Source organism: Flavobacterium hydrocarbonoxydans, from assembly GCF_009789235.1.
Lineage (GTDB): Bacteria > Bacteroidota > Bacteroidia > Flavobacteriales > Flavobacteriaceae > Flavobacterium > Flavobacterium hydrocarbonoxydans.
The window spans coordinates 620,342-638,850 of record NZ_WSTB01000002.1 but is presented as its reverse complement, the minus strand read 5'-3'; the positions used below and the strand labels follow the sequence as shown (position 1 = coordinate 638,850).

17 protein-coding genes are annotated in these 18,509 nt (G+C 34.8%); all 17 read left to right on the top strand.

Annotation, left to right across the window (positions count from 1 at the left end; all coding sequences use genetic code 11):
* Position 1: 1 nt before the first annotated feature.
* The 17 genes from GON26_RS05805 to dusB all read left to right on the top strand — a co-directional run bounded on the left by GON26_RS05805 (position 2) and on the right by dusB (position 18,468).
* Positions 2–259, top strand: a complete 258-nt coding sequence (locus GON26_RS05805; RefSeq protein WP_160373784.1) for a phosphopantetheine-binding protein — start codon at positions 2–4, stop codon at positions 257–259.
* Between the two features lie 99 nt (positions 260–358).
* Complete coding sequence (locus tag GON26_RS05800; RefSeq protein ID WP_160373783.1) at positions 359–1,555, top strand: beta-ketoacyl-[acyl-carrier-protein] synthase family protein; 1,197 nt, start codon at positions 359–361, stop codon at positions 1,553–1,555.
* Positions 1,555–2,619 carry a beta-ketoacyl synthase N-terminal-like domain-containing protein gene (locus tag GON26_RS05795; RefSeq protein ID WP_160373782.1) on the top strand — a complete coding sequence of 355 codons (1,065 nt, stop codon included), beginning with the start codon at positions 1,555–1,557 and terminating at the stop codon, positions 2,617–2,619. Before GON26_RS05800 ends, GON26_RS05795 begins: the two co-directional genes overlap by 1 nt.
* A complete protein-coding gene (locus GON26_RS05790) occupies positions 2,616–3,398 on the top strand; it encodes a polysaccharide deacetylase family protein (protein WP_160373781.1) in 783 nt (260 codons plus the stop codon). The genes GON26_RS05795 and GON26_RS05790 overlap by 4 nt, the downstream gene beginning before the upstream one ends.
* 145 nt (positions 3,399–3,543) lie before the next feature.
* Positions 3,544–4,170 (top strand): outer membrane lipoprotein carrier protein LolA, encoded by a 627-nt coding sequence (locus GON26_RS05785; RefSeq protein ID WP_160373780.1) that lies wholly within the window; start codon positions 3,544–3,546, stop codon positions 4,168–4,170.
* A complete protein-coding gene (locus GON26_RS05780; protein ID WP_160373779.1) occupies positions 4,136–4,786 on the top strand; it encodes a hypothetical protein in 651 nt (216 codons plus the stop codon). The genes GON26_RS05785 and GON26_RS05780 overlap by 35 nt, the downstream gene beginning before the upstream one ends.
* A 12-nt stretch (positions 4,787–4,798) precedes the next feature.
* Entirely contained in the window at positions 4,799–5,428 is a 630-nt protein-coding gene (locus GON26_RS05775; protein ID WP_160373778.1) for a porin family protein, read from the top strand.
* A gap of 2 nt (positions 5,429–5,430) precedes the next feature.
* Positions 5,431–6,042, top strand: a complete 612-nt coding sequence (locus tag GON26_RS05770; protein ID WP_160373777.1) for an outer membrane beta-barrel protein — start codon at positions 5,431–5,433, stop codon at positions 6,040–6,042.
* Between the two features lie 12 nt (positions 6,043–6,054).
* Positions 6,055–6,702, top strand: a complete 648-nt coding sequence (locus tag GON26_RS05765; protein WP_160373776.1) for an outer membrane beta-barrel protein — start codon at positions 6,055–6,057, stop codon at positions 6,700–6,702.
* 8 nt (positions 6,703–6,710) lie between these two features.
* On the top strand, positions 6,711–7,082 hold the full coding sequence (locus GON26_RS05760; protein ID WP_160373775.1) for a hotdog family protein: 372 nt from the start codon (positions 6,711–6,713) through the stop codon (positions 7,080–7,082).
* A gap of 2 nt (positions 7,083–7,084) precedes the next feature.
* A complete protein-coding gene (locus GON26_RS05755; protein ID WP_160373774.1) occupies positions 7,085–7,570 on the top strand; it encodes a hypothetical protein in 486 nt (161 codons plus the stop codon).
* 15 nt (positions 7,571–7,585) lie between these two features.
* Positions 7,586–8,761 (top strand): DUF2062 domain-containing protein, encoded by a 1,176-nt coding sequence (locus tag GON26_RS05750; protein WP_160373773.1) that lies wholly within the window; start codon positions 7,586–7,588, stop codon positions 8,759–8,761.
* Between the two features lie 176 nt (positions 8,762–8,937).
* The gene (locus GON26_RS05745) at positions 8,938–12,612 is read left to right on the top strand and encodes a 1-acyl-sn-glycerol-3-phosphate acyltransferase (protein WP_160373772.1); all 3,675 of its coding nucleotides are present in this window, start codon (positions 8,938–8,940) and stop codon (positions 12,610–12,612) included.
* Positions 12,613–12,681: 69 nt separating this feature from the next.
* Positions 12,682–14,199, top strand: coding sequence for a phytoene desaturase family protein (locus tag GON26_RS05740; protein ID WP_160373771.1), 1,518 nt, complete (start codon positions 12,682–12,684; stop codon positions 14,197–14,199).
* A gap of 6 nt (positions 14,200–14,205) precedes the next feature.
* Positions 14,206–15,873, top strand: a complete 1,668-nt coding sequence (locus GON26_RS05735; RefSeq protein WP_160373770.1) for a C45 family autoproteolytic acyltransferase/hydolase — start codon at positions 14,206–14,208, stop codon at positions 15,871–15,873.
* The gene (locus GON26_RS05730) at positions 15,870–17,168 is read left to right on the top strand and encodes a phenylacetate--CoA ligase family protein (RefSeq protein ID WP_160373769.1); all 1,299 of its coding nucleotides are present in this window, start codon (positions 15,870–15,872) and stop codon (positions 17,166–17,168) included. The genes GON26_RS05735 and GON26_RS05730 overlap by 4 nt, the downstream gene beginning before the upstream one ends.
* A gap of 307 nt (positions 17,169–17,475) precedes the next feature.
* Positions 17,476–18,468 (top strand): tRNA dihydrouridine synthase DusB, encoded by a 993-nt coding sequence (dusB, locus tag GON26_RS05725; RefSeq protein WP_160373768.1) that lies wholly within the window; start codon positions 17,476–17,478, stop codon positions 18,466–18,468.
* The last annotated feature ends 41 nt before the right edge of the window (positions 18,469–18,509 follow it).

Below are 18,509 nucleotides of genomic sequence, written 5' to 3'. Positions count from 1 at the left end.
CATGGAAGCATTAAAACTAGAATTAAAAAATAAAATCATCACCACTTTAAACCTTGAAGATATTGCTATAGAAGATATTGCAGATAACGATCCGTTATTTGGTGACGGTTTAGGTTTAGATTCCATTGATGCACTGGAATTGATTGTCATTTTGGATAAAGATTACGGAATTAAACTGGTGGACCCAAAAGAAGGAAAAGTGATTTTTCAGTCTATCGAAAGCATGGCGGCTTACATTAGCGCTAACAGAACAAAATAAATTTTAGAGTTTAGATTTTAGATTTCTTTTACAGATATTTTAAAATCTAATTTAAATGTGCTACAAATCTAAATTCATAAATCTAAATTCTAAAATAGAATGAAAGGTGTTGCAATAACAGGAATGGGAATACTGTCTTCGATTGGAAATTCCGTCGAAGAAAATTTCGATTCATTACGTAATGAAAAGCTTGCTATAACACGCATCGAAAATATTACAACCGTTCATGCAGATGTTATTAAGGTAGGCGAAATCAAGAAAACCAATCAGGAACTGATTGACGAATTGCAACTTACTGCTGACAACAATTTTTCGAGAACAGCACTTATAGGGACTTTGGCTGCTAAACAAGCAGTTGAAAATGCCGGAATTTCTTCGATAAACGAATTCAGAACAGGACTTATTTCGGCCACCAGTGTGGGCGGAATGGACATGACCGAAAAACATTATTACGATTATTTTACAAATCCCGAGCTTATCAAATACATTGGTTGTCACGATGGTGGCGATGTTGCTGAAAAAATTGCCAATGAATTAGGCCTGAAAGGAATGGTAACCACTATAAGCACCGCTTGCTCATCAGCAGCAAACGCCATTATGCTGGGTGCGCGACTGATTAAAAACGGAAAACTGGACCGCGTAATTGTAGGCGGAACCGATGCTTTGGCAAAATTTACCATCAACGGATTTAAAACTTTGATGATTTTATCAGACGGTTATAACAAACCTTTTGACAACAATCGTAAAGGTTTGAACTTAGGGGAAGCAGCCGCTTTTTTGGTTTTGGAATCTGATGAAATCGTAAAAAAACAAAACAAAAAAGTGCTGGCAAGAGTTTCAGGTTACGGAAATGCCAATGATGCGTTTCACCAAACGGCTTCTTCAGAAAATGGCGATGGTGCTTTTCTGGCGATGAAAAAAGCTTTTGAAATCTCTGGTTTAAAGCCTTCTGAAATTGACTATATCAATGTACACGGAACCGCAACTCCCAATAATGATTTGTCTGAAGGAAGAGCAATTCTTCGGATTTACCAGGATGAAAAAGTGCCTGATTTCAGTTCTACAAAACCTTTTACAGGACATACTCTGGCTGCTGCTGCAGCAATCGAGGCGGTTTACAGCGTTTTGGCAATTCAGAACGGAATTGTTTACCCCAATTTGAATTTTGAAACTCCAATGGAAGAATTCGATTTGCAGCCGCAAACCACATTAAAAAACAAAAATATTGAACACGTTCTCTCCAACTCATTTGGTTTTGGAGGAAATTGTTCCACTCTTATATTTTCAAAAGACTGATGAAGAAAAAAACATATATAAATGGAGTAGGCTGCATTTCGACTCAAAAAACATTTGATACTGTTTTTTTGGAAGAAGCCGCATACAATCAGAATGACACGGTACTTTCGATCATCAAGCCGGATTACAAGGATTTTATTTCACCTGCTTCCAGCCGAAGAATGGCAAAAGGGGTAAAAAACGGAATCGTAGCTTCGGCATTGGCGATGAAAGATGCGAATACTGAAAATGTTGACATGATTATCTCAGGAACCGGGATGGGCTGCATCGAAGATTCTGAAAAATTCCTGAAAAATATTCTGGATAATAACGAAGAGTTTCTAACGCCTACATCGTTTATACAATCCACTCACAATACAGTGGGTGCACAAATCGCGCTTACGTTGCAATGTAAAGGCTATAATTTCACTTACGTGAATGGAGCAATTTCGTTTGAATCGGCGCTTTTGGATGCTAAAATGCAAATCGAAGAAGACGAAGCCAACACGGTTTTGGTGGGCGGAATCGATGAAAATGCCGATTATACCCTGTCACTTTTTAAATTGGCGGGATTTATTAAAAAAGAACAGGATCAGCCTTTTAACCTTTTAACCGAAACATCGCCTGGCGTTGTTTATGGTGAAGGTGCCAGTTTTTTTATTTTAGAAAATGAAAAAAAAGAAAACACGTATGCCGAAATATTAGATGTTGAAATCATTAATACTTTAGAGGAAAACGAAGTTGAAACTCAAATCGTTAGTTTTCTAAAAGCAAATCAGCTTCAGATTTCAGATGTTGATGCTGTAGTTTTAGGTTTTAATGGTGATGCAACATTTGATGGTTATTATAAAAATTTAGCCGAAAACACTTTTGCCCAAACACCTCAATTGTATTACAAACATTTGAGTGGTGAATACAATACAGCTTCTGCTTTTGCTTTATGGATGGCTTCTAAAATCATCAAAACCCAGGAAATTCCTGAAATCGTAAAAGTAAATCAGGTAGAAAAACCAGTGTACAAAACCATTTTATTGTACAATCAGTACAACGGGAAAAATCATAGTTTTACTTTACTTTCAAAATGATAACGCATAAAAAAATAGCTTTATTTTTTATATTTTTATTGCTTTTACTGCTTCTTCTGAATTTTTATTTAGCAATAAATTTTTGGTGGTTTGCAGTAACTATTTTAATCTGGTTGGGAATAAATGCAATAGGTTCTGCCCGAATTTCATCTAATTATCATGTAAAAGCATACTGCCATAATCCGTTAGAAACCGAAAAAAAAATAGCGCTTACTTTTGATGACGGACCCAGTATTCTTACTTTAGAAATTTTAGAAATCCTGAAAAAATACCATGCAAAAGCTACTTTTTTTTGTATTGGAAAAAACGTTGAAACTCATCCGGAAATCATCAAACAAATCATTGCCGAAGGACATTTGGTGGGAAATCATTCGTATCATCATTCAAAGTTTTTTGATTTTTATAATGCCCGACAAATCGAAAGCGAAATCACTCAAACAGATTTGGTTTTAGAAAAATTTACTTCAAAAAAAATCAACTTCTTCAGACCACCTTATGGCGTAACCACACCGTCAATCAGAAGAGCTTTGAAAATTACAGGTCATAAAGTCATCGGATGGAACATTCGCTCACTGGATGGCGGTACCACCAATCAAAATTTAATTTACAATAGAATTATAAAACGAATTTCTCCCGGCGGAATTGTACTTTTGCACGACACTGCGCCACACTCCGTTTTAGTATTGGAACAGTTTTTGCAATTTCTGCAACAGGAAAATTATCAGGTCGTTTCGATTGAAGAACTATTGAATCTTAAAGCGTATAAAATGGAACGCTGATGAAACAGATTCGCTAAAGTGAAAACGCTGATGAAAACGGATTTTTATTAACGATTAGATTCATTAAAAAATAATCTGTGAGAATCATTTATCCCGATAGCTATCGGGAGTGACCAAAAATTTAAGGTACAAATTTTAACAAAATATGAAAACTAAAATAGCTCTACTCATTCTATTCATTTCGGGAAGTTTATTGGCTCAGGAACAAAAAATGTCGGCAGCCGAAATTGCTGCTTTCAAAGAAGACGTGAATGTGGTTTCTAAAAAAATAAAAACCTTATCGACCGATTTTGTGCAATACAAACATCTGGATTTTTTATCAAAAGATATTGAAACTTCTGGGAAAATGAATTTTAAAGAACCTAATTTGCTGCAATGGCAATACAAAAAACCATACAATTATAGTATCGTTTTCAAGAACGGAAAAATACTGATTAACGACGAAGGAAAAAAAAGTGCGGTTGATATTGGCAACAGCAAAATTTTTGCCCGAATCAATAAACTGATTATTGGCAGTGTGAGCGGCAATATGTTTGATGACAAGGAATTTACGATTTCCTATTTTAAATTAAAAGGGCAAAATCTGGCTAAATTCATCCCGAAAGATGCTACGCTGAAAAAATACATCAAACAAATCGAACTGACTTTTGATAAAGAAGAAGCAACTGTTGTTCAGGTAAAACTCCTGGAATCATCAGAAGATTATACCCGAATTGTACTTAAAAACAAAGTGATCAATGCAAAAATCGACGATTCCGTTTTTTCTAATTAATTGCTTTTTGGCATTGATTTTAGTTTCTTGTGGCTCCGTCTCCAAAAATTATACTCCAAAAAAATTAGACAAAACCACTTACGAAGCACCCTACTTTTCAGATTCTAAAACCGATTATGTTTACAAAGCAAACATCACGGTTTACGGGAATGAATTGTCTGGAATTTTTATTGCCAAAAAAATAAATGACACGACACATCGTGTGGTTTTTACAACCGAATTTGGTAACAAATTATTAGATTTTGAAATTTCTGAAACGAGTTTTAAAATCAATTCTATTGTTTCTGAGTTAGACAGGAAAATCCTAATCAATACATTAAAAGAAGATTTTCGGTTATTGCTAAAAAAAGATTATTTGATTCAGGAACAATTTGAAAATGAATCGAATGACATTTACAAATCCAAAGATGGTAAGCGCGATAATTATCTTTATGTATCAAAAAAAGAAGAAAAATTAGACAAAATAATTCATACTTCGAAAAGAAAAGAAAAAATAACGCTTATTTTTAGTTCAGAAAACAATATTTTTGCGGAGAAAATTCAGATTATTCATCAAAATATAAACTTAAAAATTGAGTTAAATTATTTTAAACCAGAAGAAAATACGTCAAACTAAACTAACCAAAGAATGAAGAAAATTATTATAGCTGCATTTGTATTTGTTACAGGATTTACAAACGCACAAGTAACCGTTAGCCCAGGAATTAAAGGCGGTTTAAATATTTCGGGTTTAACTAATTTTGAGCGAACTAATTCAAAGTATGATTTTTATGCTGGAGGATTTGTTGCTATCAAATTCAACAAATACTTTACTTTGCAACCTGAAATATTATATTCCAGACAAGGCGTTGAACTTAATATTGCTACAGGAAGCTTAAATAATCAAAATGATTTTGTTTATAATTCTAGAAAAGCTAATTACGAATTAAATTATTTATCGCTTGATGCTGTCGCTAAATTTCATTTTAATGGTAAAGGATTTCATGTTTTAGCAGGACCTTCTTTTGATTTTAAAATAGATGATAATAACGATGAATTTTATGCAGACAAGCCGGTTAATTTTGATTTAGGATTAATTGCTGGCGTAGGATATTCTTTGCCAAACGGTTTAACTTTTGAAGCACGATTCAAACAGGGATTAATAGATATTTATGGTTATGATTATGCGGATGATGAGAACGGAAATGGTAATTATGATGAAGTTTTTTTAAATCAGGTTTTTCAATTCGGAATTAGTTACACATTTAAAACAAAATAAAAATGAAAAAAATTATTGTAATTGCTTTTGTCTTGGTAACAGGAGTTATAAATGCCCAGGTAACTTTTAAGCCAGGATTAAGAGCCGGAGCGGCTCTTTCAACTTTTTCGAACACCAATTCCAGTTATAAAACAGATTTTTATGTGGGTGCTTTTGGCGAAATTAACCTGACAAAAGTGTATAGTTTACAGCCCGAAATCACCTATACCCAACAAGGTTCGGATAATATAAAAATTATTCGTGATTATGACGGAGAAAATTATGTTCTTGAATCACGAGATTTAGAAATTGATTATTTGTCCGTTGCGATGATTAATAAATTTACCTTTAATCAGGGATTTCAGCTTCAGGTTGGGCCAACTCTTGATTTTAGAGTACAGGACAATTTAAAATATCTAGACTCAGATGTTGACTTGGCTTTTGTGCTAGGTTTAGCCTACAGAATATCACCCGATTTAACTTTTGAAGCTCGATTTAAAAAAGGTCTTGTAGATGTTCTGGAGAGTGATTATTATAGTAGTGGCGGATATAATGACGATTATTGGTTAGACGATTATAATACTAATATTGGTTTTCAAATAGGTCTTGCTTATTCTTTTGGAGGAAAAAAATAAATTTAAATAAATATGTTCAAAAAAATTACATTCGTTCTTTTTACAGCTTTTTTAAGCTTAACAACAACACAGGCACAAGTAACTTTTACACCAGGAGTTCATGCTGGTATAAATTTATCGAAAATCACCAGCTCAGATCTTGGAAATAAAACCGATTTTTATGTAGGTGCATTTGGTTCTATAAAATTCTCGAAAATATATTCTTTGCAACCTGAATTAACGTATTCAAGACAAGGTGGAAAAGGAACAACTTCAATGGGAAGCACTACTACTTATAATCCTGAAACGGGCAACTATATTACTGTTTATCAAAATGGTACTGTTGATGCCAGCCTACAATATTTCTCAGCAGTTACCATTAATAAATTAAATTTCACTGATGATATTTACGTGTTAGTAGGTCCGTTTTTTGACATCTTACTTGCAGATGACTTTAAAGTAGATCCTAAAAGTCAGGAACGAAATTTTAATAAAGGTGAAGATGTTGATTTGGGAATTGTTGGAGGGCTTGGATATAGTTTGAAAAACGGTATTTCATTTGAAGCCAGAGTAAAAAAAGGAATAGGAAGTGCATTTACAAATTATCATGCAAGCGGTATGAATGATAGTAACAATTTAGTTTTCCAATTTGGGGCTACTTATGCTTTCGGAAAAAAATAACTAAAATCATGGTTTTAAAAGACTTTTACAAAATACTTTCGGAAGAAAAAATCTCCGATTCTAAATACATCTTTACGATTTTGGTCAATGAAAAACATGATGTTTTCAAAGGTCATTTTCCAGGAAACCCTGTAATGCCGGGAGTTTGTATGATTCAGATTATTAAGGAAATTTCTGAGTCGATTATAAAGAGTTCATTGCTAATGCAAACCCTTACCAATGTAAAATTTATGGCGCTGATAAATCCTGAAATGACACCCGAATTGCGTTTAGAATTAGACATTAACACGACTGAAGACGATTTGATAAAAGTAAAAAACACTACTTATTTTAATGACACAGTAGCTTTGAAATTAAGCGCTGTCTATAAAAAACTGTAATTATGAAATTGCTGCTATCCTTGCTTTTATGGGTTAATTTTAATGGGCAGCCAGATCTAGCAGCCATTCGAAAAATGTATCCTTCGGTAACCAAATCAGAAAGTAATGCCAAAGATTTTATGGCAAAACTGGCTGCTATTTCTGAAGATAATAATAAAGTTTTAGTTGCTTATAAAGCGGCTTCTATCCTATTGTCATCAAAATATGAAAAGAGTCTTGCCTCAAAAAAAAGCCGCTTTAAGGAAGGAGCAAAATTACTGGAATCAGCGGTAAAAAATAAACCTGATGAAATTGAAATTCGGTTAATCCGATTGAGCATTCAGGAAAATGTACCCCAAATTACAGGTTATAAAAAAAATATAAAAGAAGACAAAACCTTTATTACAACACATTATAGTGAGCAAAACAATTCACTAAAAGAATATTTAAAAGCCTTTATTCTACAATCTAAAAGTTTTTCTGAAAAAGAAAAGCAATTTGTAAAGTAGGTAAAGAAAACACGTATGGAAGCTACTTTGTTACCACAGGAACCCTTAAATCCGATACATTTTTGTGTCATTGTACCCACGTACAATAATCACAAAACATTAAAAAGAGTACTGGATTCTGTTTTGGATTATACCCAGAATATTATCATTGTCAACGACGGTTCTACGGATGAAACAAGTGAAATTTTAAAACACTATTCGCAATATACCCAAATTCATCACCCTAAGAACATAGGAAAAGGAAGGGCGCTCCGCAATGGTTTTAGAAAAGCAATCGAAATGAATTTTGATTACGCCATAACCATTGATTCTGACGGACAGCATTTCGCCTCAGATATCCCGAATTTTATTGACGAAATCCAAAAAGAACCTAATTCATTGTTGATTGGAAGCAGGAATATGATGCAGGAAAATGTGCCTAAGAAAAGTAGTTTTGGTAATAAATTCTCTAACTTTTGGTTTTGGTTCGAAACCGGAATCAAACTTACCGATACCCAATCCGGATTCAGATTGTATCCTCTTAAACTTATTCCGAAACAATTTTACACCAATAAATTTGAGTTCGAAATAGAAGTTATCGTTCGTTCTGCGTGGAAAGGAATTGTGTTAAAAAACATTCCGATTCAGATTTTGTATGACCCAACTGAAAGGGTTTCGCATTTTCGTCCGTTTAAGGATTTTACCCGAATCAGTATTTTAAATACGGTTTTGGTACTCAACGCTTTGTTGTACATCAAACCGAGAGATTTTTTTCGAAAAGCAAAAAAAAAAGGGTTTAAGAAATTTTTCTTAGAAGATATTTTAGAAAGCAACGATTCCAATTTCAAGAAATCAGCTGCTATTGCGTTGGGTGTCTTCATTGGCATTTCACCTTTTTGGGGATTCCAGACTATCTTGCTTTTGTTTTTTGCAACCCTTTTTAAACTCAACAAGATCATTGCTTATATGGCGTCAAACGTGAGTTTTCCTCCGTTTATTCCGTTTTTGATTTTCGGATCTTTGAAAGTCGGAAGCTATTTTGTTTCCAGTGATACCCCTTTGATTTTAGATAGTTCGCTTTCGCTTGATGATATTCAGCAAAATGCAACGCAATATATCGTTGGAAGTCTTATTTTAGCATCCGTTTCAGGATTATCTTTGGGCCTTTTAAGTTATGCGCTTTTAAGTGTTTTTAGTTCCAAGAAAAAATAAAATTTGGTCTTAACCTAGAAGGTTTTAGTTTTGCCACAAATTACACAAATTAGCACAAATTTTTTTGAAGCAATTTTGAAGCCCTAGATTAAAATGAAAAAATACAGACCTTTAAAATAATCTGTGCAAATCTTTTAATCTCTGGCCGAAAACAATAAACAACAAACATCTAAAAAATGCATCAGTATTTTTACGCCATACATCAATTTGTAAACAAACGAAAATTACTTTCGGTTGTATTGGCTTTTTTGGTGCTTCTGGTGTTTGGTTTTTTTGCTTCGAAAATTAAATTCGAAGAAGATATTACCAAACTTATTCCGACCAACGATAAATCTGATGTGACGGCAAAAGTGCTGAAACAACTCAATTTTTCCGATAAAATTACCGTTATTTTCAAACTCGAAAAAAACGGAACCGATGAAGATTTAAAGGAAATGGCAACCGCTTTTTCTGATAGTGTTACCCAATCCTGCAAACCTTACATTACCGGAATTCAGGGAAAAGTGGATGAAGAAAACATTCAGGAAACTATTGATTTTATTTATCATAACCTGCCGCTTTTTCTGGAAAATAAAGATTACGATGCCATTCAAAACAAATTGCAAAAAGATAGTATAGCGGCCACGGTTCAGGGAAATTACAAATCAATTATTTCTCCATCTGGTTTTGTAACCAAAGATTTTATACTGCAAGACCCTTTGGGAGTTTCGTTTATCGCCTTAAAAAAATTACAGCAGCTTAATATTGGTGACGATTTTACTTTAGACAATGGTTTTGTCATGACCAAAGACAAAAAGAAATTATTACTTTTTATCACCTCGAATATTCCTTCGAGCGAAACCGGAAAAAATACCCTTTTTGCCGCCAGACTAAAATCGATTCAGGATAATTTAAATACCCAATTTAAAACCAAAACTTCGATTAGTTATTTTGGTTCGGCTTTGATTGCGGTTGCGAATGCCAATCAAATCAAGAGCGATATTATCTTAACGACAACCATCGCGATGATTACGCTGATGTTGATTTTGATTTTATTTTATCGAAAAATATTAATTCCGCTCATCATTTTCCTTCCAACGGTTTTTGGAGCACTTTTCGCAATTGCCTTTTTGTATTTTGTAAAAGAACAAATCTCCGCAATTTCACTCGGAATTGGTTCTATTTTATTAGGTATCACCATTGATTATTCGCTTCATATTCTGACGCATTACAAACACAACAGCGATGTTAAAACCTTATACAAAGACATCACAATGCCTTTGATTATGAGCAGTTCTACAACTGCTGTTGCTTTTTTATGTTTGCTTTTTGTAAAATCGGAAGCCTTAAACGACCTCGGAATTTTTGCTGCCGTAATCGTAATGGCGTCTGCCTTTTTCTCTCTTTTGATTGTGCCGCATTTGTATAAACCAAAAGAAACAGAACATAAGAAAAATGTCATTGATAAACTGGCACATTTTTCTTTTCATAACAATAAATTCCTGATCGGATTTTGTGTTTTGATTACCATTATTTGCTTTTTTACATATAATGATGTCGGTTTTAATAATGATTTATCACAGTTGAATTTTGTTCCGAAAGAAATAAAAGCAGCCGAAAAAGATCTGGAAGAAAGCTCCAGTCTGACCTCCAAAACCATTTATCTGGCTTCGTACGGAAACAGTATGGAAGAAGTTTTACAGAAAAACTCGCGGCTTTTTTCGGCTTTAGCCAAAGAAAAAAAGGAACAGAAAATTCTAAATTACAGTTCGGTTGGAGGCATTATGATTTCGCAAAAGGAACAGCAAGAAAAAATTGCAAAATGGAATTCTTTTTGGGATGCCAACAAAAAGCAATTTCTACAATCGCAATTGATTTCCGAAGGTTCGAAATTAGGTTTTAAACCTACTACTTATACTGCTTTTTTTGAACACTTAAATACCGATTTTAAACCAATTTCTGCTGAAGATTACCTCAAAATTCAGGCTTTGCAACTGCACGAATTTGTAACCCAAAAAAATGGTTTTTTCACGATTTCGACTTTGGTAAAAGTAACGCCGCAACAACGTGATGCGTTTGTAAAATCGGCGGAAGCCAAACCAAATTTAATTGCGATTGACCGTCAGCAAATGAACGAAACATTTTTCAGCACTTTAAAAACCGATTTTAATTCGCTGGTTAATTATTCGTTTATTGCCGTAATTCTGATTTTATTTTTCTTCTTCCGAAGAATCGAATTGGTAATCGTAAGCTGTATCCCGATTGCCTTAACCGGAATTGTAACAGCCGGAATTATGGGCATTTTTGGCATTCAGATGAATATTTTCAGTATGATTGTCTGCACGCTTATTTTTGGCCATGGAGTTGATTTTAGTATTTTTATGACCAGCGCTTTACAAAAAGAATATACCAACGGAAAGAACGAAATTGCCATTTACAGAACCTCTATTATTCTCGCGGTAATCACCACTATTTTAGGAATTGGCGCCATGATTTTTGCAGAACATCCTGCACTGACTTCTATTTCTTCGGTTTCGTTGATTGGAGTTTTTGCGGCACTGATTATTACCTTTATTTTCTACCCGATTCTGTTTAAATTATTTTTATCAAACAGGCCGAAGAATGGCAAAGCACCGTTTCAATTACGCTCTTTTCTGCATGGTGTAGTGTCTTTTTTCTATTATGGTTTAGGAGGTGTTTTAATGTCTTTATTCAGCTTGATCATTATGCCGGTTTTACCGCTGAATGAAAAAACTAAAATGAAAGGCTTTCGTTATTTCATCTCAAAATTCATGAAATCGGTATTGTATTCCAATCCTTTTGTAACTAAAAAAGTAATCAATATTCATCAGGAAAAATTTGAAAAACCGGCCGTCATCATTGCCAATCATTCTTCCTTTTTAGATATTTTAGCTGTCGGCATGTTAAGCCCGAAAATCATTTATCTGGTAAGTGACTGGGTTTATAATTCTCCTGTTTTTGGTGCTACGGTTCGTAAAGCGGGATTCTATCCGGTTTCTGAAGGGCTGGAAGGCGGTATTGAACATCTGCGTCAAAAAATTGAGGAAGGCTATTCGTTAATGATTTTCCCGGAAGGAACCCGTTCTGAAAGCAATCAGATCAAGCGTTTTCATAAAGGCGCTTTTTATCTGGCAGAACATTTTAATTTAGATATTATTCCGATCATTATTCACGGTACATCGGAAGCACTGCCAAAAGGAGATTTTATCATTTACGACAGTGCCATCACCGTTTCTATTTTAGAAAGAATTACACCCGAAAATCATTCTTTTGGGAAAAATTATACCGAAAGAACCAAACAATTAAGTGCCTTCTTTAAAGCCGAATATCATACCATACGCCAAAAACTTGAAGGCCCTGAGTATTTCAAAAAAATGCTCATCAACAGTTATGACTATAAAGAAATTGAAATCGTTAAAAACATAAAAAGCAATATTAACTCGAATCTGGAAATTTACCATCGTTTGAACAGGCACCTTTCGGCGAAAGCCAAAATATTGCATTTAGCTAATGATTACGGACAACTGGACTTATTGTTAACTTTGCAGGAACCACAAAGAAAAATAGATTCTTATACTAGTGATGAAGAAAAATTAGCAGTTGCTAAAACCAATTATATTGCTAAAAAAAGAAAGATTACTTATTTTGAAAACCTTGATTCGGTTTTGCAAAATCAATATGAGGTGGTTTTAATTTCTGGTGAAGATTATAAAACCGATTTAGAAAAAATTATTTCGATTACTTCGAATGTTATTTTGATAAACAGCACGGGTTTGAAAGACACATTGGTTAACTTTGGTTTTGAAATTTCTTCGGAAGAAAATCAAATTATGGTACTAAATAAAAAATAAATACTGATTGCAGACCTGACAGGTTTTTGAAACCTCTTAGGTCTTTCTCCAAAAAAGAATAAAATTAAAATGAAAGAGCAATACGATGTAGTCATTGTTGGTAGCGGATTAGGCGGCCTGGTTTCGGCAATTATTTTGGCGAAGGAAGGCTACAGCGTTTGTGTGCTCGAAAAAAACAATCAGTATGGCGGAAATTTGCAAACCTTTGTACGTGATAAAACCATTTTTGATACCGGAATTCATTATATCGGAGGATTAAGCGAAGGACAAAATTTGTACAAATACTTTAAATATTTAGGCATTATTGACCATTTAAAATTAAAAAAAATGGACGAAAATAGCTTTGATATCATTTCGTTTGAAGATCAGAATATAGAATATCCGCATGCGCAGGGTTATGAAAATTTTGTAAATCAATTGGTGCCCTATTTTCCTGAAGAAAAAAAAGCAATCGAAAATTACTGCGAAAAAGTAAAAGCAACCTGCGATTCTTTTCCGTTGTATAATTTACAATGGGAAGGCAAATACGACAGCGAAATTTTGACCTTAAATGCAAAAGAAACCATTGACCAGTTTACCCAAAACGAAAAGCTGAGAGCCGTATTGGCAGGTTCTAATTTTTTATATGCCGGAATCGAAGACAAATCGCCTTTTTATGTTCACGCACTTTCTGTAAACTCTTATATTCAGAGCTCCTGGCGCTGCATCAATGGCGGTAGTCAGATTACAAAACAGCTTTTGAAACAGCTTAAAAAACACGGTGGAGAATTTTATAAGTACAAAGAAGTCATTAATTTTAGTGTAGATAACAATAAGGTCACTACTGCAAAAATGAAAGATGGGACTCAGGTTGATGCCCAATATTTCATTTCGAATATTGAGCCTAAAACTACTTTGAAAATGGTGGGCGAAGAGAACTTCAGAAAATCTTTTTACAGCAGGATTCAAAGTCTCGAAGGCGTCATTTCGGCCTTTAGTCTTTATATTGTTTTTAAGCCCAAAACCTTTAAATACCTCAATCATAATTACTATCATTTTAAAAATAGTACCGATGTTTGGACGGCTCATGAGTACGACGAAAATTCCTGGCCAAAAGCCTATATGGCTTCTATGAATGCTTCGAAAAAAGAAGAAGAATGGGCAGATGGAATGACGTTTATTACCTACATGAAATTTGAGGACCTGAATCCCTGGGCAGAAACATTTAATACCACGGCTGAAAAAAATGACCGTGGCGAAAGTTATGATGAATTTAAATCGCGAAAAGCGGAACGTTTTTTAAACGAAATTGAACATAAATTTCCCGGAATTAAAGACTGCATTCAATCCATACATACTTCAACACCGCTTTCGTATCGGGATTATATTGGCGGTCACAATGGCAATATGTACGGCTATGTAAAAGATTCCAACAACCCGATGAAAACATTTATCGCTCCAAAAACCAAATTAGATAACTTGTACCTAACCGGTCAGGGCATTAACATGCACGGCGTTTTGGGTGTAACAATTGGTGCGGTTGTAACCTGTTCTGAAATTCTTGGAAAAGAATATTTAGTTACTAAAATCAATCAGGCCTCTGAATAAAAGCGTATGAAAAACCGAATTATTTTATTTACTGTTGTCGGTTTTTTACTGATTTTTATTTCCTGCGGAACCTCAAAATCTTTGCAGCATCAGCCTGATATTTCTCTTTATGATGCCACGCAACCCACGATAAAAAAACTTTCGGATACTGTTTTTACTTCTGGAAATAATTCATTTTTGAAAAACAAACAAGGTCTTTGGGAATTGTATGTCGAAGGCGACCCGTTACAAATTGGACTCACAACAGGCGTACTGACTGATTCTCTTTTAAAAAATCAGGAGCAGATATTTTTTTCCAAAATTGAAGATATTGTCCCTTCAAAATTCAAACAAAAACTGCTTCGGAATTTTCTTAAATGGTACAACCGAAAACTATATCTCAATGTTCCTGATGAATATCAAACCGAGATTTATGGTGTTTCGCAATTCAGCTCTCCAAATTTTGATAACATTGCGCCCCGCTATTTAAGAACTTTATATTTGCACGGTGCACACGATATTGGTCATGCCCTGCAGGATTTGGCTTTGGTAGGCTGTTCGTCTTTTGCGGCCTGGGGAGAAAAAGCAGCCGATGGAAATTTAATTCTCGGACGTAATTTTGATTTTTATGTGAATGATGCTTTCGCAGAAAATAAAACGGTTGCCTTTATCAATCCAAAAGAGGGAATTCCGTTTATGATGGTAACCTGGCCAGGTATGATTGGAGCCGTTTCCGGAATGAACAAGGAAGGTCTTACGGTCACCATTAATGCCGGAAAATCAAAAATCCCTTTGATTGCCAAAACCCCAATTTCGATCCTGACACGAGAAATTTTACAACACGCTCAGAATATTGAAGAAGCGGTTTCGATTGTAAAAAAGAGAAACGTTTTTGTTTCCGAATCAATTATGGTCGGAAGCGCTCAGGATAATAAAGCGGTTTTAATTGAAGTTTCGCCTAAAAAAATAGCCGTTTTTGATACTCCAAACAGTAATCAATTGATTTGTTCGAATCATTTTCAGAGTGACGCTTTTAAAAATGATGAACGCAATCAATTGCAAATTACCAATAGCCATTCTAAATATCGTTTCGACCGGATGGAAGAACTTTTTGCCGAAAACCCAAAAATAAATCCTGAAATTGCGGCAGGAATTCTTCGAAATAGAGAAGGTTTACAAAACATCCATTTAGGTTATGGCAATGAAAAAGCCCTGAATCAACTCATGGCACATCACGGTATTATTTTTAAACCTAAGGAAAAACTGGTTTGGGTGTCTGCAAATCCCTATCAGCTAGGAGAATTTGTGTGTTACAATTTAGATTCAATTTTTAAAGAAAAAAAAGCTGCTTCGGATGTTTCATTGGAACAAGAAAATATGAATATCCCGAAAGATCCTTTTTTAGAAACGGCTGCATTTCAAAACTATCAGAAATTTAAAATCGAAGACCGTAAAATAGATGTATTTTTGAAAAACAAATCCGAAATAACAACTGATTTTATTCAAAATTATCAATCTCTAAACCCTGATTATTGGGTTGTGTATTACAAAACAGGATTGTACTTTTATCAACAAAAGCAATTTCAACTGGCGCAAAACCATTTTGAAAAAGCACTCACTAAAGAAATTACAACTGCTCCTGAGAAAAAAGCAATTGAAAAATATTTAGAAAAAATCAAAAGAAAATTACAATGATTCCAGCAATAGAAAAAGATTCTTTAGAAAACATTAAAATTTTTCAAGAGCAAAAATTAGCAGAACTTTTAAGCTATATCAGTCAAAATTCTCCTTTTTATAAAAGGCTTTTTGCCGGAAGAAATATTGATTTATCCCAAATAAAAACACTCGAAGATTTACAGCATTTACCGGTTACCACCAAAGAAGATTTACAGCAATTTAATGATGATTTTTTGTGTGTACCGCAGCATAAAATCATCGATTATGCTTCTACTTCAGGAACTTTGGGCGATCCTGTAACCTTTGGTTTAACCGATTCGGATTTAGACCGACTGGCTTATAACGAAGCGATTTCCTTTGCCTGTGCCGGAATAGCCGAAGGTGACGTCGTACAACTGATGACGACAATCGACAGGAAATTTATGGCCGGTCTGGCTTATTTTCTGGGTCTTCGAAAACTGAAAGTGGGTGTCATTCGCGTAGGAGCAGGAATTCCGGAATTGCAGTGGGATTCTATCCTGAAATACAAACCGTCGTACTTAATTACGGTTCCTTCTTTTTTATTGAAATTAATTGAATACGCCGAAGCACACGGAATCGATTATAACCATTCGAGTATAAAAGGTGCCATTTGTATTGGAGAATCACTCCGAAACCAGGATTTTTCGATGAATACCTTATCCAAAAAAATCACTGAGAAATGGAACATCCAATTATTCTCGACCTATGCTTCTACCGAAATGAGTACCGCTTTTACCGAATGTGAACACGGAATTGGAGGACATCATCATCCGGAATTGATTATTACAGAAGTTTTGGACGAAAACAATAATCCGGTAAAAGAGGGTGAAGCGGGTGAACTAACGTTTACCACTTTAGGCATTGAAGCCATGCCTCTACTACGGTTCAAAACCGGAGATATTGTACAATTGCACACCAGTCCCTGCGCCTGCGGAAGAAATACGCTGCGTGTTGGTCCCGTTATTGGCCGTAAAAAACAAATGATCAAATACAAAGGAACTACACTTTATCCGCCAGCAATGAATGATGTGCTGAGTGATTTTGATGCGATCGAAAATCATATCATCGAAATCTCGACCAACGATTTAGGTACTGATGAAATCCTGATTAAGATTGCAGCAAAAAACCAATCGCCTGAATTGTTAAGCCAAATCAAAGATCACTTTAGAGCCAAATTGCGTGTTACGCCAAAGATAGAATTCGCTTCAAAAGAAACTTTGAATCCTTTGGTTTTTAATCCGATGAGTAGAAAACCAATTCGCTTTTTTGATTACCGAAAAACAAACCTATAACGCTTTTTTCACCATATAAGTAATATAAGTTCATTACAGCTTTGCGCAAAGTTTTTACAGAAACTTAAATGACTTATATGGTGAGAAATTTACCACATAAGTCATTTAAGTTCATATTAAGGTTTGTGTTAATCGTTCGTTTTATTAAATGCACTTATATAAGTCCATATAAAGATTACGAAATCAATACGTTATTAAATGAACTTAAATGACTTATATGGTGAAAAAAGATCTAGCTCTAAATCAAGCCTTTAATGTTTTGCTGTGATTTAAACTAAATGTTGTAATTTTGCACAAAATAGTGAAGATGGTCAAGATTGGCAACATAGAATTACCCGAATTTCCTTTATTACTGGCTCCGATGGAAGATGTGAGCGACCCTCCGTTTCGCCGTTTGTGCAAAACGCATGGCGCTGACATGATGTATTCTGAATTTATTTCTTCGGAAGGATTGATTCGTGATGCTATCAAAAGTCGGATGAAGCTCGATATTTTTGATTACGAACGCCCGGTTGGGATTCAGATATTTGGTGGAGATGAAGAAGCTATGGCTCTTTCGTCTAAAATTGTTTCTACAGTAAAACCGGATTTGGTGGATATTAATTTTGGCTGTCCTGTAAAGAAAGTAGTTTGCAAAGGAGCCGGAGCGGGAGTCCTGAAAGATGTTGATTTGATGGTACGTTTGACGAAAGCCGTAATTAGAAGTACTGATTTGCCGGTAACGGTAAAAACACGTCTGGGCTGGGATGACAATTCCATCAACATTGATGAAGTTGCCGAAAGACTACAGGATATTGGCGTTCAGGCTTTGACTATTCATGCCAGAACCCGTGCGCAAATGTATAAAGGTCACGCCGACTGGTCGCATATTGCCCGTGTAAAAAATAACCCGAGAATTACCATGCCTATTTTTGGAAATGGCGATATCGACAGTCCTGAAAAAGCATTGAAATATAAAAACGAATACGGTATTGACGGTATCATGATTGGCCGTGCTGCGATTGGTTATCCGTGGATTTTTAACGAGATCAAACATTTCTTTACAACCGGAGAACACTTAGCTGCTCCAACGGTTATTGACCGTGTTGAAGCTGCCAGAAATCATTTGATGTGGTCGATGGAATGGAAAGGTGAGCGTTTGGGAATTGTAGAAATGCGTCGTCATTATACGAATTATTTCAAAGGAATCCATTCGTTTAAAGAATACAAACAAAAACTCGTTACGACTGATGAACCTGAAAATCTTTTTGCTATTATGAAAGAAATCGAACAGGTTTATGCAGGATATGAATTTGTATAAAAAATAAAAAGACCTTCAACTTTGAAGGTCTTTTTTTACGC

Bases quoted from the DNA above. Each gene is read 5' to 3' on its own strand.
- GON26_RS05795 (WP_160373782.1), top strand. From the start codon at position 1,555: ATGAAGAAAAAAACATATATAAATGGAGTAGGCTGCATTTCGACTCAA.
- GON26_RS05740 (WP_160373771.1), top strand. From the start codon at position 12,682: ATGAAAGAGCAATACGATGTAGTCATTGTTGGTAGCGGATTAGGCGGC.
- GON26_RS05800 (WP_160373783.1), top strand. From the start codon at position 359: ATGAAAGGTGTTGCAATAACAGGAATGGGAATACTGTCTTCGATTGGA.
- GON26_RS05785 (WP_160373780.1), top strand. From the start codon at position 3,544: ATGAAAACTAAAATAGCTCTACTCATTCTATTCATTTCGGGAAGTTTA.
- GON26_RS05765 (WP_160373776.1), top strand. From the start codon at position 6,055: ATGTTCAAAAAAATTACATTCGTTCTTTTTACAGCTTTTTTAAGCTTA.
- dusB (WP_160373768.1), top strand. From the start codon at position 17,476: ATGGTCAAGATTGGCAACATAGAATTACCCGAATTTCCTTTATTACTG.
- GON26_RS05790 (WP_160373781.1), top strand. From the start codon at position 2,616: ATGATAACGCATAAAAAAATAGCTTTATTTTTTATATTTTTATTGCTT.
- GON26_RS05770 (WP_160373777.1), top strand. From the start codon at position 5,431: ATGAAAAAAATTATTGTAATTGCTTTTGTCTTGGTAACAGGAGTTATA.
- GON26_RS05745 (WP_160373772.1), top strand. From the start codon at position 8,938: ATGCATCAGTATTTTTACGCCATACATCAATTTGTAAACAAACGAAAA.
- GON26_RS05730 (WP_160373769.1), top strand. From the start codon at position 15,870: ATGATTCCAGCAATAGAAAAAGATTCTTTAGAAAACATTAAAATTTTT.
- GON26_RS05760 (WP_160373775.1), top strand. From the start codon at position 6,711: ATGGTTTTAAAAGACTTTTACAAAATACTTTCGGAAGAAAAAATCTCC.
- GON26_RS05750 (WP_160373773.1), top strand. From the start codon at position 7,586: ATGGAAGCTACTTTGTTACCACAGGAACCCTTAAATCCGATACATTTT.
- GON26_RS05805 (WP_160373784.1), top strand. From the start codon at position 2: ATGGAAGCATTAAAACTAGAATTAAAAAATAAAATCATCACCACTTTA.
- GON26_RS05755 (WP_160373774.1), top strand. From the start codon at position 7,085: ATGAAATTGCTGCTATCCTTGCTTTTATGGGTTAATTTTAATGGGCAG.
- GON26_RS05735 (WP_160373770.1), top strand. From the start codon at position 14,206: ATGAAAAACCGAATTATTTTATTTACTGTTGTCGGTTTTTTACTGATT.
- GON26_RS05780 (WP_160373779.1), top strand. From the start codon at position 4,136: ATGCAAAAATCGACGATTCCGTTTTTTCTAATTAATTGCTTTTTGGCA.
- GON26_RS05775 (WP_160373778.1), top strand. From the start codon at position 4,799: ATGAAGAAAATTATTATAGCTGCATTTGTATTTGTTACAGGATTTACA.